Annotated in this window: 20 protein-coding genes; 6 read left to right on the plus strand and 14 right to left on the minus strand. The window is 32.0% G+C overall.

Features of this window, described 5'->3' with window-relative positions:
• Window positions 1–729, plus strand: coding sequence for an ABC transporter permease subunit (locus tag HXZ74_RS08560; RefSeq protein ID WP_280062019.1), 729 nt, complete (start codon window positions 1–3; stop codon window positions 727–729).
• A gap of 4 nt (window positions 730–733) precedes the next feature.
• Window positions 734–2,401: a gliding motility-associated ABC transporter substrate-binding protein GldG gene (gene gldG / locus HXZ74_RS08565; protein ID WP_280062020.1), complete on the plus strand. Its 1,668-nt coding sequence runs from the start codon at window positions 734–736 to the stop codon at window positions 2,399–2,401.
• 198 nt (window positions 2,402–2,599) lie between these two features.
• Here gldG and HXZ74_RS08570 read toward each other — a convergent pair whose 3' ends face one another.
• Entirely contained in the window at window positions 2,600–2,950 is a 351-nt protein-coding gene (locus HXZ74_RS08570) for a 4Fe-4S dicluster domain-containing protein (RefSeq protein ID WP_114999046.1), read from the minus strand.
• Window positions 2,951–3,012: 62 nt separating this feature from the next.
• On the opposite strand from HXZ74_RS08570, the gene HXZ74_RS08575 reads away from it, so the two are divergent.
• Complete coding sequence (locus HXZ74_RS08575; protein WP_280062021.1) at window positions 3,013–4,074, plus strand: acyl-CoA reductase; 1,062 nt, start codon at window positions 3,013–3,015, stop codon at window positions 4,072–4,074.
• Between the two features lie 128 nt (window positions 4,075–4,202).
• Here HXZ74_RS08575 and HXZ74_RS08580 read toward each other — a convergent pair whose 3' ends face one another.
• The gene (locus HXZ74_RS08580; RefSeq protein ID WP_221853925.1) at window positions 4,203–6,293 is read right to left on the minus strand and encodes a TonB-dependent receptor; all 2,091 of its coding nucleotides are present in this window, start codon (window positions 6,291–6,293) and stop codon (window positions 4,203–4,205) included.
• A 115-nt stretch (window positions 6,294–6,408) separates the two neighbouring features.
• On the opposite strand from HXZ74_RS08580, the gene HXZ74_RS08585 reads away from it, so the two are divergent.
• Entirely contained in the window at window positions 6,409–6,843 is a 435-nt protein-coding gene (locus HXZ74_RS08585) for a hypothetical protein (protein ID WP_147279960.1), read from the plus strand.
• A gap of 68 nt (window positions 6,844–6,911) precedes the next feature.
• Here HXZ74_RS08585 and ftsY read toward each other — a convergent pair whose 3' ends face one another.
• From ftsY to HXZ74_RS08615, 6 genes are all read right to left on the minus strand, one after another.
• Window positions 6,912–7,874: a signal recognition particle-docking protein FtsY gene (gene ftsY / locus HXZ74_RS08590; protein WP_114999036.1), complete on the minus strand. Its 963-nt coding sequence runs from the start codon at window positions 7,872–7,874 to the stop codon at window positions 6,912–6,914.
• 124 nt (window positions 7,875–7,998) lie between these two features.
• The gene (locus HXZ74_RS08595; RefSeq protein ID WP_084106961.1) at window positions 7,999–8,148 is read right to left on the minus strand and encodes a DUF4295 domain-containing protein; all 150 of its coding nucleotides are present in this window, start codon (window positions 8,146–8,148) and stop codon (window positions 7,999–8,001) included.
• Between the two features lie 14 nt (window positions 8,149–8,162).
• Window positions 8,163–8,345, minus strand: coding sequence for a 50S ribosomal protein L33 (gene rpmG, locus HXZ74_RS08600; protein ID WP_038337065.1), 183 nt, complete (start codon window positions 8,343–8,345; stop codon window positions 8,163–8,165).
• Between the two features lie 11 nt (window positions 8,346–8,356).
• Entirely contained in the window at window positions 8,357–8,593 is a 237-nt protein-coding gene (gene rpmB / locus HXZ74_RS08605) for a 50S ribosomal protein L28 (protein ID WP_038337064.1), read from the minus strand.
• Between the two features lie 82 nt (window positions 8,594–8,675).
• A complete protein-coding gene (lnt, locus tag HXZ74_RS08610) occupies window positions 8,676–10,331 on the minus strand; it encodes an apolipoprotein N-acyltransferase (RefSeq protein WP_280062026.1) in 1,656 nt (551 codons plus the stop codon).
• A gap of 142 nt (window positions 10,332–10,473) precedes the next feature.
• On the minus strand, window positions 10,474–12,117 hold the full coding sequence (locus tag HXZ74_RS08615) for a M1 family metallopeptidase (RefSeq protein ID WP_286474884.1): 1,644 nt from the start codon (window positions 12,115–12,117) through the stop codon (window positions 10,474–10,476).
• Between the two features lie 615 nt (window positions 12,118–12,732).
• On the opposite strand from HXZ74_RS08615, the gene HXZ74_RS08620 reads away from it, so the two are divergent.
• Window positions 12,733–13,059 carry a tRNA-binding protein gene (locus tag HXZ74_RS08620; protein WP_280037225.1) on the plus strand — a complete coding sequence of 109 codons (327 nt, stop codon included), beginning with the start codon at window positions 12,733–12,735 and terminating at the stop codon, window positions 13,057–13,059.
• A 380-nt stretch (window positions 13,060–13,439) separates the two neighbouring features.
• The gene (gene dnaK, locus HXZ74_RS08625; protein WP_114999032.1) at window positions 13,440–15,341 is read left to right on the plus strand and encodes a molecular chaperone DnaK; all 1,902 of its coding nucleotides are present in this window, start codon (window positions 13,440–13,442) and stop codon (window positions 15,339–15,341) included.
• 157 nt (window positions 15,342–15,498) lie between these two features.
• On the opposite strand, the gene HXZ74_RS08630 is transcribed toward dnaK, so the two are convergent.
• The 6 genes from HXZ74_RS08630 to HXZ74_RS08655 all read right to left on the minus strand — a co-directional run bounded on the left by HXZ74_RS08630 (window position 15,499) and on the right by HXZ74_RS08655 (window position 24,012).
• On the minus strand, window positions 15,499–17,763 hold the full coding sequence (locus HXZ74_RS08630) for an NADP-dependent malic enzyme (RefSeq protein WP_280037204.1): 2,265 nt from the start codon (window positions 17,761–17,763) through the stop codon (window positions 15,499–15,501).
• Between the two features lie 143 nt (window positions 17,764–17,906).
• Window positions 17,907–20,534 carry a carboxypeptidase regulatory-like domain-containing protein gene (locus tag HXZ74_RS08635; RefSeq protein ID WP_286474886.1) on the minus strand — a complete coding sequence of 876 codons (2,628 nt, stop codon included), beginning with the start codon at window positions 20,532–20,534 and terminating at the stop codon, window positions 17,907–17,909.
• Window positions 20,531–21,352 carry a GLPGLI family protein gene (locus HXZ74_RS08640; protein WP_286474888.1) on the minus strand — a complete coding sequence of 274 codons (822 nt, stop codon included), beginning with the start codon at window positions 21,350–21,352 and terminating at the stop codon, window positions 20,531–20,533. Before HXZ74_RS08640 ends, HXZ74_RS08635 begins: the two co-directional genes overlap by 4 nt.
• Before the next feature lie 55 nt (window positions 21,353–21,407).
• Complete coding sequence (locus tag HXZ74_RS08645; RefSeq protein WP_125349688.1) at window positions 21,408–21,632, minus strand: hypothetical protein; 225 nt, start codon at window positions 21,630–21,632, stop codon at window positions 21,408–21,410.
• A gap of 173 nt (window positions 21,633–21,805) precedes the next feature.
• Complete coding sequence (locus tag HXZ74_RS08650; RefSeq protein ID WP_286474889.1) at window positions 21,806–22,651, minus strand: GLPGLI family protein; 846 nt, start codon at window positions 22,649–22,651, stop codon at window positions 21,806–21,808.
• A 59-nt stretch (window positions 22,652–22,710) separates the two neighbouring features.
• Window positions 22,711–24,012, minus strand: coding sequence for a glycosyltransferase (locus HXZ74_RS08655; RefSeq protein ID WP_286474891.1), 1,302 nt, complete (start codon window positions 24,010–24,012; stop codon window positions 22,711–22,713).
• Window positions 24,013–24,019 lie beyond the last annotated feature (7 nt).

Consider the following 24,019-nt stretch of genomic DNA (forward strand, 5'->3'; position numbering starts at 1 on the left):
ATGTGGACAATCTTCAAAAAAGAGTTTTCCAATTTTTATTTAGGCTTCACCGCTTATTTAGCAACCGCAACATTTGTTATCGTTTCGGTTTTGTTCCTTTGGTTTTTTGATAACGAATTCAATGTTTTCAATACAGGAAATGCAACTTTAAATAGTTTTTTCTTTGTCGGACCTTGGATTTTTCTATTCATGATTCCTGCTTTAACCATGAAATTAATCGCGGAAGAGCAAGCAAATGGCACATTATTGTGGTTATTCACACTACCTATAAAAAACAACCAAATTATTTGGGGCAAATATTTAGCAGTCGTTTCAGTTGTCATTTTTTGTTTGCTTTCAACTTTTTTGTTCACCATTACGTTGCAAGAATTTTTGATGCCTGAACAAGAACTAGATTACGGAACAATTTTTTCTGGCTATTTAGGACTTTTCTTTTTAGGATGTTTATTCACCGCAATTGGTTTATTTACCTCATCTATCACCAAAAATCAAGTAATGGCTTATGTTTTGGCGGTTTTCTTTTGCTTCATTATTTTTTATGGATTCGAAAGTTTAGCATCATATAATTTACTTGGTTCGATGGATTTCTATGTTCAAAAAATTGGAAGTTTTACACATTACAACCAGTTTTTGAAAGGAATTATTGACTCACGAGATTTACTTTACTTTTTGATTTTGATTGGAATTTTAAATCAAATTTCAATCGTTAATCTTGAAAATAAAAAATAGTGCCATGAAAAAATTAAACAAAAAACATCTAATTACTTTCATCGCATTCATCGCGCTTTTTATCATCGCTCAATTTGTTTACACACGAATTGACATGACAAAAGACAAACGTTTTACGTTAACTTCTACAACCGAAAAATTGGTAGAAAATGTAAAACAACCGCTTAAAATTGAAATTCTTTTGGGTGGAGATTTAACAGGCGATTACAGAATTTTGAAGAACGAAATTCAGTTTTTATTAGACGAACTTCGCGAAAAAAACAGCAATATTTCTTATTCTTTTATTGATCCTGTCGATTTAGGACAAGCCGAATTAGAGCAAAATAAATTGACTCCAGTTCCTATTAAAACCGACAAAGGAATTTTGAATGTTTATCCGTACGCAAAATTAACTTACGGCGACAAATCGACTTATATGGAGGTTTTGGTCAATGATCCTTCTACTCCATTTGAAAAATTAGCATTAACTTCAACTGAAAAATTAGAATATTTATTTGCCGAAAAAATTCAGAAAGCAACCAATTTTGAGCGCAAAAGAGTTGGTTTTATCGTTCATCATGACGAATTACCAGAAGCAAATATTCAAGGATTAGGTTCTGCTTTGTCAGAAAAATATGATGTGGAGATTTATCTAAATCCAATTGCAAACAAATCGTTTACTTTACAACCTTCTGATTTGGATAGTTTGAAACGTTTTGACGCCTTAATTGTAGCAAAACCTACATTACCTTTTTCTGATATGGATAAATTGGTTTTGGATCAATATATTATGAATGGCGGAAAAATGATGATGGCTGTGGAAACTGTCGATGCCGAAATGGATTCTATTTTCCGAAGTGGAAAAATCGTTGCTTTTCCAAGAGATTTGAAGTTAAATGATTTCTTATTCAATTATGGTGTTCGTATTCATCCAGCTGTTATCAAGGATATGAATGGAGCGCAAATTGTTTTGGCTGATGGCGAAACGGCTGGAAATACAAGTTACAATTATTACAATTGGCCTTATTTTGAGTTAGGAATAAAAGGGGAAGAAAACCCAATTACAAGTTCAATAGATCCTGTTTTATTTCAATTTGCAAATCCTATCGAATTGTTGAAAAATCCAAATATTAAGCAAACCGTTTTATTAAGTTCTTCTGAACAATCAAGTTTGAAACCTGCTTTAAATTATATTCAATTAAACGAAGTAGAAATCGAGAATCCTGAAGAATATAAAATGGGTAAAATTCCGATGGCAGTTTTGTTAGAAGGGAATTTCAATTCGGCTTATGCTTCGCGTTACGAACGCAAGGAATTTCCGAATTTCAAACCGAAAACTACCGATGGAAAAATGATAGTCATTTCGGACGGAGATGTTTTGAAAAATGCTTTGTGGAGAGGAATTCCGATGCAATTAGGAGAAAATAAATTTTCGGTTCGTCCAGATAATCCAGACGGAAAACCGAAAACATACGCCAACCAAACATTTATAATGAATGCGATGGATTATTTATTAGGCGATTCTGATTTCTTGGCTTTACGCAATCGTAAATTAGAAATTCCGTTACTAAGTGAAACAACTGTTTTACAAGAAAAATCGACTTGGCAAATGATTAATCTACTTGTTCCAACTGCTATTATTGGTTTATTGGCTGGAATTGGATTTTGGATTAGAAAGAAAAGATATTCTTAAAAAAACGAGTTTCGAAGCTCGAGTTTCGAAATTTATAAAATGCAATAGGGATTGAAGTGGAAATCCTTTTTTGATAACTGAGCGAAGTCGAAGTTTGAGAAAAAGATTGCAACGAAAAGCCCGCCCGAAGGGATTGCCCAAAGACAAAAAAAACCTCTCAAATTCTGAGAGGTTTTTATATGTAAAGTTGTGACGATTTTACTCTAAGTGCATAAACGCTTTTTTGCTCAAAAGGCGCTCCTCGCTTTCTACGTGGTTATCATCAGGCACACAACAATCCACCGGACAAACTGCCGCACATTGTGGTTCTTCGTGGAAACCTTTACATTCAGTACATTTATCGGGAACAATGTAATAAACTTCATCACTCACAGGATCTTGCACCGCATCAGCGTCAAAAGTTGCGCCGTCTACGTTTACAATTGTCCCGCTAAGAGAAGTTCCATCAGAATATTTCCAATCTACCGCAGCTTCATAAATTGCGTTATTTGGACATTCTGGCTCACAAGCTCCACAATTTATACATTCATCTGTAATAATTATAGCCATTGTATCTGTTTTTTTATTTCCTACATTTGCAACTACAAAATTACATTTAATTTTCAGAAAAAATGACATTTGAACAAAGGATTTCAGCATTTAACGAATTGGGACAGTTTTTTAATTTTATTATAAATAATGATTCGATTAAAGACGCGGAACTGACAGAAAAATTCGAGAATTGGAAAGAAGAAGCTGAATATGCGGTGAGCGATGCAGAAGCCTACAACAATTGGTTTACAAAAGAAAATATTACGTTAGCCTTGAAAAGTTGGGCGGAAGCTTTAACGGAAGAAAATTTATTGGCTTGGACGAAAGATTATCCATTTGCTGAAACATCAAAAAATGTTGGAATTATAATGGCAGGAAATTTACCTTTGGTTGGTTTTCATGATTTGCTTTCTGTTGTTATTTCTGGAAATAATGCGTTGATTAAAACTTCATCAAAGGATGATAAATTAATCAAATTAGCGATAAAATATTTGTATTCGATTGATGAAAATTTCAAATTGATTATTCAAACTGTTGAACGATTAGAAAATTTTGATGCAGTTATTGCAACAGGAAGTAATAACACGGCACGCTATTTTGAACAATATTTTGGAAAATTTCCTAACATTATTCGTAAAAATAGAACTTCGGTTGCTGTATTGAATGGTTCGGAAACTAATGAAGAGTTAAAGAAATTGGGTAACGACTTATTCATTTATTTTGGATTAGGTTGCCGAAATGTGACGAAACTTTATGTAAAAGATGAAGCGCAATTACCGAAAATTTTCGAAGCTATTTTTTCTTATGGCGATGTGATTAATCATCCTAAATATGCAAATAATTACGATTATAATCGTGCAATATTTTTGTTAGGAAAAGATGAATTTTTAGACAATAATTTTGTTCTAATGAAAAAAGATACAGCTTTACATTCTCCAATTGCAGTTGTAAATTTTGAAGTTTATAAAGATATAAATGATGTAAAAAATTATTTGATCGAAAATGAAAATCAAATACAATGCGTGATAGGAAATGACATGAAAGATAATCCGAATTATGTTGAATTTGGGCAAACTCAATTCCCTAAATTAACAGATTATGCCGATAATATTGATACGTTGAAATTTTTGGCGGAGTTGTAGATGTTAGAAAGCTAAAATTTATACTTATTAAAAACAATTAATATGTCTTGCTGAGCTCGTTTCAACATCACAGTCAAATTATAAATAAACAAAAAGAGAATCCTAAGGATTCTCTTTTTGTTTATTTATTAAAATGTCGCTGCTCCTGCAGTTTCATTTTCTAATTTTCGATTGATATTTGTTTTCTTACCTTTAGCAAAATCAAAGCTCAAACCAACAACAAACATCGATTTGTTGTCCCAAATTTTCCCTACACGAGAATAATCCACATATTGTTTATCCATCGTTTTTTGCTTGTAAGTCGATGGCATTCCAATCCAATACATTCCAGTAGAAAAAGTCCAATTATTGTACTTATAACTCGCAAAAGCATGGTTCATGTTTTCTTGTGTATACAACAAAGCTCCGCCCAACGTGTAATACGGAATATTAAATTGATAATCTACACGAAAGTTTTTGTAAACAGATGATAATGCAAAATAATTTCCGATATAATCATTCTTCAAAATTCTACCATCTTTCGTTTTAAAACGCTCTGTTGCTGGTGCTATATTTACTTTAACAGCTAAAATATCTGTTCCGAAAGGTTTGATAGAACCTGTAATTTGAACACCGTAACGTTGCGAATTTTGAGCATTTTCGTAGGTTAATTTATATCCTTCTACATTTCCATTTATGATATTTTGCAAATACAATTGATTAATTGGATCTTTTGTATAATGATAAAATGCATTTGTATTTAAATCAAAATATTTTGAATTGAAAGAGTAAATCAAATTATTTCCAAACGATTTCTGAATGGTTAAATACGGATTTCCTTCTTGTGTAATGTTTTCTACAACCTGAATCACGTTTTTACTCAATGCCGAATTCCAAGGACTGGTTGGTTTGTATGAACTCGAAAAACGTAAATTTTGATTCTTCGCTAATTCATAACCCAATACTAATTTTGGTGTAAACGTCCACGTATCTGTGTTTGTATCTTCATTCTTGTTATGAACATTCGTTAATCCAACACCCAAACGATATGACAACTTTTTCGCTTTTCCAGAATATTCAGAATAGATATATTGTTCTAAATAATTTACTTTATTATTCGAAGGACCATTTAAGTTTTCTAATTTATTATCAATTGAATTATTCGAAATTCGATAACCAGAATTTAATTTTCCTTTCTCGAAACTATGTGTATACGCTATTTCTCCTACAATTCCTTTTTGATCAGCTTCTAAATTTGTCAAATAATTATATTGTTCAGCACCAGAAATTGTTTCCCATTCGCGCGTTTCGTCAATCGATTTCGTTGTATACATCGATCCAACTACATTTAAACTTAACTCATCTTTCTTTCCTAATTTTCTCGAATAATAAAGATCTAATGTTGGTTTTGAATAATTAGAATTAGAATGTTTATAGGTTGAATGATTGTTTAATAAACTATTTTGATAGAACAAACTTGTTCCATTCGCATAAGCAAAACTCGAACTGATATTCATATCCAACTTTGCTTGAAAAGCATATTTATCCGAATCCGAATTGGTATATCGCAATGCAATTGTTTGATCCGTATATCCAAAATATTCGTTGCGCTGATTTTCTGTTCTGTAATGAATATTATTTAAGTTATAATCATAAATATTCATCGAAGTACGATCTTTATAATCTCTCAGATAAATGTTATACTCTAATCCAAAGTTACTTTTTCCTTTCGTAAAATTCGCATAAGCAGAACCATTTATAAAACCTGTTGTAAACGCCGAAGTGAGATCCGCACCATATACATAACCATTTTCTGGATTACGCGTAATCAAATTCACCACTTGATCTGCACGATTTGCATAACGCGCTGGCGGAATATCAAAATACTCAACACGCACCACATCTTGCGGTTTCACAGCACGAATTTGATTATCTGTTGCCTCAATTCCATTAATCAATAACAAAGTCGTTCCACCTTTTGTACTTTGTATCGTATTCGAAATTGGATCAACTTGTAATTCTGGTAACGTATTTAACAAATCTTTTGCGTAACGCGCTTTTTCCAACGCTTCTTTATCGAAGGTATAAACTGTTTTGTCCGCAAACATTTTTTTGCGTTGCGATTGAACTAAAACTTCTTTTATTTCGATTGGATTATAGTCGGTTGAGTCCTGCTTTTCATCTTGTCCAAAAGCAAAAATTCCTGATAATGTAACAGCAAGTACAAAAAATTTCTTCATGGTTAATTCTTCTATTAAGAGTTAGTGTATATTTATATGACGCATGAAGAACAAATAAGTTACATAAGAATTGCAATTATTTTTGATAACTTTACGCTAAACAAGATTTTTGAGTTTGAAAAAATTATTTCTTTTTATCGCACTTTTTACAAGTTTCAATTTATTATATGCGCAAGAGCAAGCCGAACGTTCGTTGACAGAATATCGTGTCGAAAGTTTTCAAACGCCTTTAGTTACGAAAAAAATGCTATACGATTGGTTAGGAAAATGGGACAATGTTTTGTACACTGAAAACAATCAACCGTTGTTAGTTTGGTCAAATAAAAATATCATTAATGAATCAAATGAAACTTTTACTTTGATTGCATCGAGTGTAGAAAATGATGAAGAAATGTATGGAACTGTTCAGATTTTGACAAGCAAAAAACAAGATGCTTTAGCGAAAGATTCTCCTTTTAGAGAATATTTAAACGAGTTTCTAAAAACCATTTCGAAGAAAGAAAATAAAAACAAAAAGTTTTATAAAGAATATATTAAGGTGATTTATTAAAACTATATCATAAAAAAATCCTTCAAGAAAAACTTGAAGGATTTATATTTTTATAGGAATTAAATTTCTTAATTATTTCGTTTGAAAAAAGAATCGACAAACTCCATTTTATTGAAAGCTTGTAAATCATTGATTCCTTCACCAACACCAATATATTTAACTGGAATCTGAAATTGATCTGAAATCCCAATTACTACTCCTCCTTTTGCTGTTCCATCTAATTTTGTAACCGCTAAAGAAGAAACTTCTGTTGCTTGTGTAAATTGTTTCGCTTGTTCAAAAGCATTTTGACCTGTAGAACCATCTAACACTAATAAAACTTCGTGAGGCGCATCTGGAATTACCTTTTGCATCACACGTTTTATTTTTGTCAACTCATTCATCAAGTTAATTTTGTTATGCAAACGTCCTGCTGTGTCAATCAAAACAACATCTGCATTTTGGGCAACTGCCGACTGAATGGTATCAAATGCAACCGAAGCAGGATCAGAACCCATCGCTTGTTTTACAATTGGTACACCTGCGCGCTCCGACCAAATTACTAATTGATCTACAGCCGCTGCACGAAATGTATCTGCTGCACCAAGAACCACTTTAAGTCCTTGTGATTTGAACTGAGAAGCCAATTTACCAATCGTCGTTGTTTTACCAACTCCATTTACTCCGACCACCATAATAACATATGGTACATCTTTCTTTGGAATCGAAAAACCATTTGTATCTTCGATATTATTTTCGGAAAGTAAGCCTGCAATTTCTTCGCGAAGAATTAAATCTAACTCAGAAGTCGAAACATATTTATCACGCTCTACGCGTTCTTCTATTCGACGAATAATTTTGATCGTTGTTTCAACGCCGACATCAGAAGAGATCAATACTTCCTCTAAATCATCTAAAACCTCATCGTCTACTTTAGATTTACCTACTACAGCGCGACTGATTTTATCAAATAGAGAAGTTTTAGATTTTTCTAATCCTTCATCTAATTTTTCTTTGCTTTCTTTACCTAATATCTTTTTGAACCAACTCATTAATAAGCTAAATTTCTTAAAATTTTGTACGAAGATACATAAAATATAAGGAAATAAAAAAGCCGCCCTGAAAACGAGGCAGCTCAATTAACCTTAAATATTTTTTGTTAAGGAGATGATTTGATTATTTCGTGAAGAAAGAATCTGCTTCATCAGCGTTAACTACTTTTTCAACAAATACGTAAGCTCCAGATTTTGGAGATTTTACCATTTTGATAACTTTGGTCATTTTTTTAGACCCAGTTTGTAGGGTTGCTACCGTTTTCTTTGCCATCGTCTAAAATTTTATTATTTAATCTCCTTGTGAATTGTATACTTTTTCAATACTGCGTTGTATTTTTTCAACTCAATACGATCTGGAGTATTTTTTTTGTTTTTAGTTGTGATATAACGAGACATTCCTGGCATACCACTTTCTTTATGCTCTGTACATTCTAAAATAACCTGTACTCTGTTTCCTTTTTTTGCCATGGTGTCTTAAATTATTTGATTAAACCTTCTTTACGTGCACGTTTAACAGCCTCATCAACTCCTAATTTGTTGATTGTTTTTAAACCGTGTGCAGAAACTCTTAATGTAATCCACTCACCAGTTTCTGGCATAAAAAATCTCTTTTTGAACAAATTCACTTCAAAAGTGCGTTTTGTTTTATTATTAGCATGAGAAACATTGTTTCCCACTAATCTCTTCTTACCTGTAATTTGACAAATTTTTGACATCTTATTTTGTATTGTCCTATTTTAAACGGAGTGCAAAGTAACAAATTATATATTACTTATACAACTCTTTAGGTTATTAATTTTATATTTTTTTCTTATTTTGTTTATATAACAACTTCTGCGCAAGAGTATAGGCCAAGATAATTCCCATTACCAACAGCGCTATCCTCGCGATTACATCGCCATATTTTGTGTAAAACGTTAATTCACTATTCATTAAAATTGTACCATTTAAGGCACCCTGCTCTCCATATGGTAAAGACTTCATTATATCTCCTCGCTGATTAACGAAAGCCGAAATACCTGAATTTGCAGATCTAACGATAGCGCGTCTATTTTCAATAGCTCTCAAATTACCATATAATAGTAATTGACGATGACCATCGGTAGAGCCCCACCAAGAATCGTTGGTCATTGTGAATATAACATTTGCGCCTTCTCTCACATATTCTGTCGTATAGTCTCCGTAAATAGATTCGTAACATATAACCGGAGCAACAGTAGCGTTGTTTGTTTTATTCTTGAAAACAGAACGATGAGGTTGAATCCCCAACGTTTTTGTTGTGCCGCCAAAGTTAAGCATAAATTCTCCAATAATTGGCATTAAAATGTTTCGATATGGAAAAATTTCTACTCCAGGTACTAATTTACTCTTATGATAAACTTCTATCGAATCGTTTCCACTTATCTGCAAAGCCGAGTTATAAGCGTCGTACCACGTAATTCCATCTCTCATAACAGATGCTGTTTCCGATGCTAAAGATTGCATTGGATAAATTCGCATGATAGATGCTCCTGTTACAAAATGTAAATCTTTTTTGGTTTTTGTCCATTGCTGAATGTCTTGTATAATTAAATCATCATACATATTATCAAAAATCAAGGCAGATGATCCGGGTACGGCTGTTTCTGGTGCAACAACAAATTGAGTTTTTGGTTGAATATTTTTCAGTGCCAATTGTTTCAATTCATCATAAATCTGCAAACCATCTTTCATATACTTTTCATTGTATGGATCAAGATCTGGCTGAAGAACTAACACATCAAGCGCTTTTCCTTTTTCTTCGTAATTCGCATAAATAATATAAGAAATCCCAATTGGAACAGCGATTAATAATCCAGCATAAATACCTAATTTGTTTAGATATCTCATTTCTTTCTTATTAATATAAGCCGTCAAATAATAGAATATTGTAATATTAACTAACCAAATCCAAAGTGCACCTCCAAAAGTTCCTGTGTACTCGTACCATTGCACCCATTCGTAATATTTTGCAAAACCATTTCCAAGGTTAAACCAAGGCCAAGTGAGTTCCCAATTCAAGGTTAGTTTATCAAAACTCATCCAAATCGCAGGAAGAAAAACCAATCCATACAGATTACCAGCTTTTGTTTTGACAAAATGATACAACTGAAAAACAATTGACATAAACAAGGAATTCGCCACAACTGGAATCAAATAAGCGCTCCACGAATTGTGCAAATCTCCATTCGCGTCCGTTTCTTGTGCATAATGCAGCCACCAAATTACAATCGCATTCCAAATAAAGAAAGCTAAAAACGAAAGTCCGAAAATTTTGCGCCCTTTTTTCTTGAATTCTGCGCGTTGCGTGATTTGATGTTCTGCCAACATCAAGGGTACAAATCCTATAAATAATAACAATGGAAAGCCATGCGATGGCCAACCTGCTGTTAATAATAATCCTGATAAGATTGCGTATGCAATATATTTTTTCATGTCACAAATTTATAATTTCATCATTCAATAACCGATGATATTTGTTTGGAATATTTTATAAATCATTTTGGATGAGAACCTGAAACAAGTTTAGATTGACTTTCTTTGTCATATTGAACTCATTTCAAGTTCTCATTTATTTTTAATATATAATATGCGTATCGATATAATAGTTTGGATTAATTGTAACATCAATCGCTTTTGTAATTGTTGAATTATTAATTGTTTGCCAATCAGTCGTTGGATTGATGGTTACATCGGAATCTTTCAATCGCAAAGGCATTGCAAATCCATCTACCACATTTGTATAACGATATTCAACTTTATTTCCATTTTGTTTAAGTTCTAAAGTCGGTACTTTAATTGTTCTTAAATATTGATTGAAAAAAGTGTTCAGATTTAAACCAGAAAACTTCGCAATATAATTTTCGATTTGCTCTGTCGTTACAGTTTGATGATAAAACTCTTTGTTTAATCCACGTAACATCTGTCTGAATTTTTCATCATTATTCATCCACGTTCTCAGCGTGTGAATCATATTTGCACCTTTATAGTACATATCACCACTACCCTCTTGGTTTACACCATATACGCCGATAATTGGAATATCATTTTGAATTGCTTTTCTCGTTCCACGCACATATTCGCTTGCTGCTTCTTTTCCATGATAAGTTTCTGTGAACAACGTTTCCGAATAAGCCGTAAATGCTTCGTGAATCCACATATCTGCCACATCTTTTTCGGTAATATTATTTCCAAACCATTCGTGACCAGCTTCATGAACGATGATAAAATCCCATTTCAATCCCCAGCCAGAACCTGATAAATCGCGACCTAAATAACCATTCTCAAATTTATTTCCGTACGCAATTCCAGATTGATGTTCCATTCCCAAATGCGGTGCTTCAACAATCTTGAAAGAATCTTCGTAAAATGGATAAGGTCCAAACCAATGCTCGAAACTTTTCAACATCAATTTTGCTTGTTCAAACTGCGATTTTGCTTTATCTATATTATAATCTAACACATAATAATCTAAATCCAATTTACCTTTTTCACCTTCAAAAGTATATTTGAAATTGACATAATGTCCGATATATGGAATAATGTTATAATTATTGATTGGATTGACAACTTTCCATGTAGAAGTTGTTTTACCATTTTTCTCTTTTTTAGAAACTAATCGTCCATTACCAACTCCTACCAAATCTTTTGGTGTGATAATTTCCAATTCCATTCCATTATCTGGTTCATCGCCTAAATAATCTTTGTTCGGAAACCAAGCACTTGCACCCAAACCTTGCACGGCTACAGACATCCAATCTCGACCTTTTTCATCTTTCGCAAAAATCCAACCACCATCCCAAGGCGCTCTCACCGCAACACGAGGATTTCCGTTGTATTCTAATTCTAATTGATTCGACGTATTCTTGATATTTTTTCCGACATTAATAAAATAGACATTTCCATCACGTTTGAAATCAGAAATTTTCTTTCCATTCAATTTTACAGCCGAAACCATCATTGGATCTTGTAAATCTATCTGCAATAAATCTGATTGTTGAGGAGCAATTTTATCAAACGTAATTGTCGTTTTTCCTTTTATCGATTTTGACTGATAATCTGGTTCTACACTTACTTTATATTTTTTAACATCCCACCAATTTCGGAATTCATTATTCGTTCCGCGAAGCGAATCTTGTCGCGTAAACTCTTGTTTGTTATTAAGTACTTGTGCATTTGTTGTTATCGAGATCAAGCCAAGTAATAGTACTAATTTCTTCATAGTCATTTTTAAAACATATCAAAAATAAGATTATATATTTGATAAATAAGCCAAAAAGCTATGATTACAGAAAAATTTAAGGAAAGAATAAATTATTTAAAAAATAATCACTTAATCGTTGAAGCATTGTACGAAATTTTAGATGAATTGAAATTAAAACATAATGCTTTTACAGGTTTTACGTTTCGAGAAGAAATCGATCCAAAAGGTTTTTTATTGACTGCAGAAGGTGAAGAAAAAACAGGAATTACAATTCGTGTTCCGCGTAATATTCTTGATTTTGATTTAGTATTACTTTCCAATGTTTTGATGCACGAAATGGTACATGTTTTTCAGCGTTCGGGCGAAAATCAAATTGAATTGCGAGAAGAACGCGAATGGCAAGCGTATACAGAAATGATTTTTCATAAACAATTTCCAAACGTTCCTCCATTGACTAATTTTTACATCAAACAATTTGGCGAAAAAGCGTTGACGTATTATAACCGAATGCCAGATAACATGAAAACGAAATATGCGGACGAAAAAACTGATTTAGAAAAAATTCTGCAAACGATTTACGATAAAGAGAATAAACTAAAAGAAGAACCAAAACCTGAAAATAATACTGAAACAATTTCTTGGAAAGATTTCGAGAAAGTTGATATGAGAATTGGGACAATTATCAGTGCAAATGATTTTCCGAAAGCAAGAAATCCTGCTTATCAATTAGAAATTGATTTTGGTCCGTTAGGAATCAAGAAAAGTTCGGCACAAATTACATCGCTTTATACCAAAGAAGAATTGATTGGAAAACAAATAATGGCTGTGGTTAACTTTCCGAAAAAACAAATTGCCACTTTTATGAGCGAATGTCTCGTGATGGGCGTTTATGGAAATAATAAAGATGTTATTCTCTTGAATCCCGAACGAAAAGTAGAAAACGGAAGTAAGATTGGGTAATATTGAGACTAAGACTAAGACTAAGACTGAGGTTAAGGCTGAGATAAAATTTGAGTTTGATTAAAACTGATGAGTAAACAAACTTTTAAAACAATTATTATTTTCTCACAACATAGATTGAGATTGAGACTAAGACTGAGATAAAGTTTGAGTTTAAGTATATAACTTAACGCTGACATTTTATCAACCAATAAACTGACTTTTTTATCGATAAATAATCAAATCATTAATCATAATCTGACAACCTGACATCTAAAATCTATTGGATGTCATTTTTTTTATGTTGGCACAAAGATTGACTATTCTGGTGTAGCATCATTTTTGATGATGTGTAAAAGTTTAAAATAAATCATTAATAATATAAAAAATAACTAAACAATATGAGCAAAATAATCGGAATCGACTTAGGTACAACGAACTCTTGTGTTTCTGTAATGGAAGGTAGCGAGCCAGTTGTAATTCCAAATGCAGAAGGTAAAAGAACTACTCCATCTATCGTAGCATTCGTAGAAGGAGGAGAAATTAAAGTTGGTGATTCAGCAAAACGTCAAGCTGTAACAAACCCAAAGAAAACGATTTATTCTATTAAACGTTTCATGGGAACTAAATTTAATAATGATGCAGATGAAATCGGTCGTGTTCCTTATTCAGTTGTAAAAGGAAACAATGATACGCCAGCAGTTGATATTGATGGACGTAACTATACTCCACAAGAAATCTCAGCAATGATTTTACAAAAAATGAAAAAAACTGCTGAAGATTATTTAGGACAAGAAGTATCAAGAGCGGTAATTACTGTACCAGCTTATTTTAACGATGCTCAACGTCAAGCAACTAAAGAAGCTGGTGAAATTGCAGGTCTTAAAGTAGAACGTATTATCAACGAGCCTACTGCTGCTGCATTAGCTTACGGATTAGACAAAGCAAACTCAGATAAAAAAATCGTTGTTTACGATTTAGGTGGTGGTACTTTTGACGTATCTATCCTAGAATTAGGTGACGGTGTATTCGAAGTGTTATCTACAAACGGTGATACACACTTAGGAGGTGATGATTTTGATGATGCAATCATCAATTGGTTAGCTTCTGAATTCCAAGCGAAAGAAGGTGTAGATTTGAAAAAAGACGCAATGGCTTTACAACGTTTACGTGAAGCTGCTGAAAAAGCTAAAATCGAATTATCTTCTTCTGCTCAAACAGAAATTAATTTACCATACGTTACAGCTAACGAAACAGGACCAAAACACTTAGTAGAAACTTTAACTCGTTCTAAATTTGATCAGTTAACAGAAGATTTAGTACGTCGTTCTATGGAGCCTTGTAAAAAAGCGTTATCTGATGCAGGTTTATCAATCAACGATATCGACGAAGTTATCTTAGTTGGTGGATCTACACGTATGCCAAAAATCCAAGAAGAAGTAGAAAAATTCTTCGGTAAAAAACCATCTAAAGGAGTTAATCCAGACGAGGTTGTTGCAATTGGTGCAGCTATCCAAGGAGGTGTTTTAACAGGTGATGTAAAAGACGTATTATTATTAGACGTTACACCATTATCTTTAGGTATCGAAACTTTAGGAGGAGTATTCACAAAATTAATTGAAGCGAATACAACAATTCCAACTAAAAAATCTGAAGTTTTCTCAACTGCAGTTGACAATCAACCAGCAGTAACATTAAGAATTGGTCAAGGAGAGCGTCCATTATTCAACGATAACAAAGAAATCGGACGTTTTGACTTAGTAGATATTCCACCAGCACAAAGAGGTGTTCCTCAAATCGAAGTAACATTTGATATTGATGCGAATGGTATCTTAAGTGTATCTGCAAAAGATAAAGGAACAGGAAAAGAGCAATCAATCAAAATTGAAGCTTCATCTGGATTATCTGATGCTGATATCGAAAGAATGAAAAAAGAAGCACAAGAAAATGCTGCAAAAGACGAAGAAGCAAAAAACAAAATTGAAAAAGTAAATGCTGCTGACGCGTTAATTTTCCAAACAGAAAAACAATTGACTGAGTACGGAGATAAAATTCCTGCTGACAAAAAACAACCAATTGAAGAAGCTTTAGCTGAGGTTAAATCTGCTCACGCTGCTCAAGACGTTGCTGCAATTGATGCTTCTATGGAAAAATTAAATACAGCTTGGAATGCTGCTTCACAAGAAATTTATGCTGCAATGAACGAAGGTCAAGAAAGTGGTGCACAAGCGCAACCAGGAGCTGATCAAGGTCAAGCAAAAAATGATGGTGTTGAAGACGTAGACTTCGAAGAAGTTAAATAATAGAATTTCATTTATCAATAGGAAAGCCTCGCATTGCGAGGCTTTTTTGTGTTTATTAATATAAATAGTTTATTTTTTAAATCATCTCGGTTTCATACAATACAAAAAATCCACTTAAAATCATTTAAGTGGATTTTTTTAATTCTAAATTTATATTTTACTGATGTTGTTGTGCATCAATTACAGCAATGGTAACCATATTCACAATTTCGCGAACAGTGCTATCCAATTGTAACAAATGAATTGGTTTTTTCATTCCGATCAAAATTGGTCCAACCGCTTCTATATTTCCTAATTCTTGTAATAATTTATACGAAATATTCGCTGATTCAAGATTTGGAAAAACTAATGTATTCGCATGCGTTCCTGCTAATTTAGAAAACGGAAAATTACTTTGTAATTTCTCTTTATTCACTGCAAAATTTGCCTGAATATCACCATCAACTAAAACATCTGGATGATTTTGATGTAGATAATTCACTGCATTCTGAACTTTAGAAACCGTTTCTCCTTTATTTGATCCGAAGTTTGAATAAGACAATAATGCAATCTTTGGTTCAATTTTAAACTTCTTAATTGTTTCGTTAAATTGCAATGTAATGTTAACTAAATCCTCTGAAGTTGGATCTAAATTAACCGTTGTATCACCTAAGAAAACTGGTCCTTTTTCTGTCAACATCATATACATACTCGCAACTTTTTGACCTTGTTCCGCTCCAATTAATTCTAAAGCTGGACGAATTGCCTGCGAATAATTTTTCGTCATTCCCGAAATCATTGCATCTGCATAACCAAACTCAACCATACATGATCCAAAATAATTACGATCTCTCAATAATTTTTTCGCATCAGATTTTGAGATTCCTTTTCGTTGACGTTTCGAATAAATAAAATCAACGAATTGATTGTATCTGTCCGAATCTTCTTCTGCATTTGTATCAACAATTTCAACATCTTCCAAATCCAACATATAATCTTTAATCATTTGTTGAATTTTATTTTTCTTTCCTAAAATAATTGGAATAGCGATTTTTTCTTCCTTTACAATTTGCGCTGCACGAAGAATTTCGAAACGATCTCCTTCAGCAAAAACAACACGTTTTGGATTTGATTTTGCCGTTTGTGTCAAATTACGCATAATCGTACTTTCTTTTCCGATTCGCTTAATCAATGACAATTTGTATTCTTCGAAATCTGTAATGATATTTTTAGCAACACCAGTTTCAATCGCCGCTTTTGCAACCGCAGCCGAAACTTCTGGTAACAAACGTGGATCATTAGGTTTTGGAATAATATAATCTTTTCCAAATTTGATCGAATGATTATTGTATGCTTGCGTCACAACTTCAGGAACTGGTTCTTTTGCTAATTCTGCAATTGCTCGAACAGCAGCAATTTTCATTTCCTCATTAATTGTCGTCGAACGAACATCTAACGCTCCTCTAAAAATATACGGAAACCCAAGTACATTATTCACCTGGTTTGGATAATCAGAACGCCCAGTTCCCATAATAATATCTTGACGCGTCGCAACTGCTAAATCGTACGCAATCTCTGGATTTGGATTTGCCATTGCTAACACAATTGGATTTTCTGCCATTGTATTCAACATATCTGCTGATAAAACATCTGCAGCCGATAAACCGATAAAAACATCTGCATCTTTAACAGCATCTGCCAATGTCGAAATATCACGATCTGTTGCCCATTCTGCTTTAGAAGGATCAAGATTATCACGGTCAGAACGGATTACGCCTTTACTGTCTAACATCACGATATTTTCTTTCGTTGCACCAACAGAAATATACATTCCTGTACACGAAATTGCCGCAGCACCAGCTCCGTTTACTACAATTTTAACTTTAGAAATATTTTTTCCTTGTAATTCACATGCATTAATCAACGCTGCACCAGAAATAATAGCTGTTCCGTGTTGATCGTCGTGCATAACTGGGATATTCATTTCAGCTTTCAAACGTTTCTCAATTTCGAAACACTCAGGCGCTTTAATATCCTCTAAATTAATTCCTCCAAAAGTAGGCTCTAAAGCTTTTACCGTATTGATAAATTCATCAACATTTTTTGTATCCAATTCGATATCGAAAACATCAATATCAGCAAAAATTTTGAATAGAAGACCTTTACCTTCCATCACCGGTTTTGAAGCTACCGCACCAATATCTCCCAAGCCTAAAACGGCTGTACCGTTACTAATAACTGCAACCAGATTTCCTTTTGCTGTGTACTTATAAGCATTTTCTGGATCTTTTTCAATCTCTAAACAAGGCTCCGCAACACCTGGTGAATAAGCAAGCGATAAATCACGTTGTGTATTCGTAGGTTTTGTAGGCACTACTGCAATCTTTCCTGGTTGACCCATTGAATGGTAATTCAATGCATCTTTCTTACGATTGTCATTCATTTCTCTGTGGTTTATATTTTTTCAAAATAAATTTAGGTAAAATATATTCAACCCACTTATGACAGATGTTAGATTTTGATATTTTATTAAAATAAATTATCGAGTTATACAATTTTGAAGTTAATAATTATGAGGTTGATAAATTAAAAATTAAATCGAGTGGTAAACATAACTTGAGTTGGTCTCAACTTATAGATAAATCGTTGTTCATAATTGGAAGAAAAACTGTTTTGAGAAAAATATTTTTCATTAAAAAGATTATAAGCAGACAATTCAAAATCTATTTTCTTCTTTTTTAATGAATAACGATACATTAAATCTCCGAAAGTTGAATTTGGATTTAATCTTGAATCATCATTAACATACAAATCAAAATTAAGCTTTACATAATGTTGATCTGCTGGAAAAAAATGTAAGCCAACTTGGTGAATTTGATTAGTGATTGATCGTGAACTTGAGTTTCCTGATAATTTATTTTTATAATTGGTTACACCATATTTATACTCAAACGTCATCCAACTTAATAATCTGAAAGATGCATCAAAATTAGAAGTTAAAATGGTATTGTGAATTTCGATTAAATCATCATTTAATAATTGATCGTAGGTTGTAAAATTATAACCTCCAGCTAAATTAAATGTTGTCTTAATTTTAGAAAAATATTGACTTATTTTAGCATTAACAGAATGTGTTTTTTGATGATTTTTTAAGTTCAAAGCTTCTAAAACAGTACTTGCATCCGCATTATAGCTGTAATTGTAGATTAAGTTATTTTCTGACCAATTGTACGAATATCCAAAATTGATAAACCTAGATTTTATCGGATTTTTATACTCGAAACGTAAAGAAGAATTCCATTTTTTTACTTCGTTAAAATTTCCGTCATTTTGTTGAATAGAATTGTATCGATACAATATAAATCCTTCGTGCAAACGTGTTAAACTCCCCAAATCATTAGAGAAATTATGCGAGGTTGATACTTTCCAGAATTTTGAAAATTCTAAACCTATATTAAATTTTGGTTCGATGTAAAAACGATTGTATGAAGTTTTATTTCCAAAAGAATTATTCTCTAAATTATACCACTGAAAAGGAATTCCAAAAGAAAAATTAAGTCGATTCTTTCTGTACGAAAAGTTATTTTCTACATACGGATTTAAAGTTGACCAGCGTGTATTGTTAGTAAAAGTAGAATTTATTGGTTGATTATCTGCTAACAAATCACTTTTCATTGTATGATTGGTGTACTTAATTCCAATTTTTGATTGTAGCGTTAAAGCTTTTATTCCTTTTGAAAATTCAGCGAAATTATTTGTCGAAAATTTCTCAAAATTAATTTGTTGAAACACATTTTGATAATCATTTCCGTTGTTTATAAAATCAGTAAAAACTCCAGGAGAAACACTTAAATTCTCGTTATAATTTCTGTATGCAATAACAGAACGCAACGTAATTAATTGTTTACCAACTTTCTTGATTGTATTAAACTGATTGGTAAACTGCCGATTTGGTTGTGTTAATCGTTGTGTAATAAAATTATTATTTTGATTGAGATCTCCTCTCGAACTGTTCCAGTCTCCTTTAAATTCCAAGACATTTTCAAGATAATTTTTAGAACTATTTTGAGATAATGTTGCTTTTAGATTAAGACTTTCTATTTGCAAATAATTTTTTTTGATTTCGTTGAGAAATATATCACCTGTTGGTAAAAAATATTGTGTGTTTGTTTCTCCGAATCGCTTTTGAAAATCGTTGTGATAAGACAAGTTAATTCGTAAATCTAGCTCTTTTTTTAATTTAAAAAGATGATTCCAAGAACCAATATTTATTGCATTATCTAACCAACGTTCGCCATCAAAATTGGGAGTTTGTACACCTGCAATTGATAACCAACTTTCGTTCGAAAATTTTTCAGAGTCATTTAAAAAATCTTCAAGACTTAAGGTTTTTAATTGACGAGAAACATCATTTCCACGATTATTTCCTTGATAAGAACCTATCATTTGTTGCTTTTTTGTGAACAACATTGGTGTAATATTCGCCTGATACAACAATGGTGAAGCGCCAAGACCAACTTCTGCTTTACCAGAATAGGTAATTTTGCTTTTTAGTTTAATATTTAACGCTGCTTTAGAGCTATAAACCAAACTGTCTAAAATCTTGATAGGCTGATGATTTTCTAAAATTTGTACTTTATCTACTGCATCTGCTGAGAGATTTTCGTTAGCTAAGGCATATTTTCCGCCCAACAAATCCATTCCTTCGATGTAATATTTATTAATTGGTTCGCCTTGATATAAAATTCTACCTGAAGCTTCTATTTCTATTCCAGGCATTTTTTTGATCACATCTGCTATAGAGCGATCTTGAATATCTTTAAAATTACTGACATCATACGCAATTGTATCCCCTTTTTTGCGAATTGGAGATTCTTTTAATTTAACTTCTTTTAACTCGATAGCTTTTTCTTGTAAAGTGAAATCAAAGTTTGTGGAAGATTCGTTTACCAAATCTGAAGTAAAAGCATAATTCATCGCACGAACTTTTATTTCATAAGTTTCGTGCGATGAATTATCTATTTTTATCGAATATTTACCGTCCGATTTTGTAATAAAATACGCCAAGGTTTCTTCCGAAGTACTTGGAGAAATGGTAACGTTAGCACCAGATATAGGTTTTCCTTCCTCATTTTTTACAACACCAGAAATAGTAAGTTGTGCAAAAATAAAGTGAAAAAATAAAGCAAATAATAGTGTTAATTGGGCTTTCAAAAATTAATATGATTACTTTTTTCTAAAAAAACATTTTCGCTTTTTAATTTATTATCTATCTTTTTTTCCATTTCAGCTGGTGAAATATTAGAGCTTGTTATATTAAGACTTTTTAAGTTTTGTATAATTTCAACTCCACTATTTTCATATATTTTTTTGTAATCCTCTAAATTCACTTTTTTTGATTTTGTAAAATCTTTTGTTAAATCAGGTTTTGTATTATTTTGATTAATCTCAATTGCAGAAAAATGGAAATAATTATTGTCATCATAGATTTCTAAAATAAGCCCTGGTAATCCTCCAAATTTGTATGGACCAACACTGTTTGGTATTTCTTCTGTGTACCAAGCTGTCCATTTTCGCCCTAAATATGTTGTTGTTGCTTTTTTTATAATTAAATCCAGCTGAGTTTTTTGCTCATTTTCTATTTTCCAATTTATTTCCTCAATAGGCTGATTTAATAGGTAAATATTTCTATTTACTTTACTTAATATTTTATTTGTTCCATTATTTCTTATTATAGTATGATTAATGATTGGGGATGGGTATTTTTCTTTTATAGCAGCTATATTTAGTGTGTTATTTGTTATAAATTCTTGAGTATTTTTAGCATTTAATCCTTGAAGATAATTATCGTAGTTTACCTTTTTTGGACTTATATAAATTGTACTATCTTTTGCAATATACAAATCCATTTCTTCATATTTTACTTCTTTTTTTACAGAATCAGTTACAAATTTCACGTCATATACAACTTTATATGTTTGTGCTTGAATAAAAAAAGAGGATAAAATAAATAATATGAATATTTTTTTCATAACTCTATTTATAAAGTATAGCATTAACTAAGTTTAATGCTATACCTCTTATTATTTAATTACAATAAACTTCCATTTCTTCATAAAGTTCTACAGCAAAATCTATAACATCTCCTAAAGGACCACAATCTTCATATACAAATCCAACTCCACATCTTTCAACAGATACATCCCAGCATTCTACTGAAGTTACATCTTGTTTATCTTCAGTTTCTGTTTCATTTGCCATTGCAAAAGTTCCGATAAGTGCAAAAGCACTTGCTAATAACATTTTCTTCATTTTTTAAGTAATTTAGTTTTTTAATAATCAATCATAGTTTGCAACCTACAATTGCCTCTGTACTCTTCCCTTTGTTAGGTACATTCAATAATAATAATAATAATAATAATAATAATAATACACAAATCTTTTTGCAACTTAAGTATATAAAAACAAATAATTTAATATTTGGTTTATTCTAATTCAATAGGGTTATAAGGCATTCCACCAAAATTGGTTATAGGTTTCTTATTTTCGTCAAGTGCAACTCCTTTTAACCTTTCAGCTGCATTTTCATGATAATCTTTTTCAGCTTTATAGAATTCTGTTTTCTTAACTTTTATAGGTGTTTTTTCACCTTGTGCTAAATAGATTTGTTTAGGATTTTGGTTGCTAGCGTTTGCTGTAAAATGATAATGTTCTTTATCATCATAAATCTCTAAAATAAGACCAGGCAAACCATAAAATTTATACGGACCAGCATTCATTGGGATTTCGTCAGTGTACCAAGCCGTCCATTTTCTACCACCGTAGTTTACAGTCGCTTTTTTTGCAGTATAATTCAAGATTTGTTTGGTGTCATTCAGTAGTTTCCAATCCAATTTTGGTAACGTTTCTTTATAAAAAAATGAATCGTGATAAATTTTATCTGCAAAAGTCAATTGATCTTTTTCTTTATCGATAATAATTTGATATCTAAAGGCAGATTTGAAACGTTGAGCCATACTAATATTAATATCATTTGCATTAACTGTTCCCAAATGACTATGTTTTTCGTCTATAGAATCTGATCCAATTCTATTGTAATCGACGAATTTATTGTAACGTTTACCAATTTGTAGAAGTGCTAAACCAGCTTTCGCTTTTTCCGGGTTTTTTATATTACGAACAACTTTGTAATCGTAAGTTATATTGTAATCAGATAACTCGAAATTTGTTTGGGAGTAATTAGAAGAATTGAATGTCGCGTCAGTTTTTATTTGTGGCTGTGCATATACAATGCAACCAATAAAAATGATAAAATAGTATAGTAATTTCATTATAAGGTTGTTAATTATGATGAAATTACTATAAATATTTTTATTCTACAAATATAGTATTAATTTATTTTTAAATTATTTACCACGTCAACCAACTTTTTAGTTAAGTTTTTACGGTTGAATTGTTGAACTTCGTCTTCGTTGGTTTCAAATTTTTGGTTTGGATTTTTTAACCATTGATTGTAAATCGAAAGAATGTATGTTTTAATTTCATTCAATTGTTGATGAGAAAAATAATCGCCCGCTTTTGTTTTTTGAAGTATTTTTTCAACATCAGCATCTGCTGGACCAACTGCTAAAATTGGATTTCCAGTTGCCATATATTCAAATAATTTCCCTGGAATAATTCCTTTCGAAGCAACATTATCAAAATTTGTTAACAACAGAATATTTGCAGAATTAATAGCATTTAACGACTCTTGATGCGAAACATATCCGTGAACAATTAAATTATTTTGTAAACCTTCTTCAAGAATTGTTTGTTTGACATCATCTGCCAAAGAACCATAAAAATCAAGTTTAAAATCTTCTCGAAACGATTGATTTTCGTTGTTAATTTCAGCTAAAGCTTTCCATAAAGCGATTGGATTTCGAAGCATTTCCAAACCTCCAGAATACGTCAAATGAAAGTGATTTTGATCTTTTTCTGTTTGTTGTTTTACTTCTTCAAAACCATTTGTAATTACTTCTACATGTTTCGCGCCAATCTTCTTGAAGTTCTCTCCATCAGCATAACTTGTTGCTAAAACAACATCTGCTTTTTGCATCACTTCACGCTCCAAATCTTCGTGTTTTTTAGCTGCCCAAGAAGTTAATTTCAATTCTTTATGATAACTAATTTGCGTCCAAGGATCACGAAAATCTGCCAACCATTTGAGATTTGGTAATTGTTTTTTCAATTTCAAACCGATTAAATGTAAACTATGAGGCGGACCAGAAGTTACAATCGTATCAATATTTTCTTTCTGTAAAAAGTCTTTCAAATATTCCGCAGAAGGATTTACCCAAAACTTGCGCGCATCTGGAATAAAGAAATTTCCACGCACAAAAACCGACAATCTCGACATGAAAGATTGATTTTCTTTCTTCTCAAAATGTCCACCTTTGTAAGCTTTATTTTTTGGATTCAGTTTTTCTGCCAACTGATAAGGTTCCCAAATTTTATTCTTGACGATTTTAACTTTTGGATTAATGTCCTTCGCTAACGTTTCGTCGAGAATTGGATAAGAAGGATTTTCTGGAATATAAACGTAGGTTTCATATCCAAATTCAGGAAGATATTTTGTGAATTTCAACCATCTTTGAACACCAGGACCTCCCGCAGGAGGCCAGTAATAGGTGATGATTAATATTTTTTTCATTCTAAAA

The sequence above is a fragment of the Empedobacter sp. R750 genome (assembly GCF_030324345.1).
Taxonomy (GTDB): Bacteria; Bacteroidota; Bacteroidia; order Flavobacteriales; family Weeksellaceae; genus Empedobacter; species Empedobacter falsenii_C.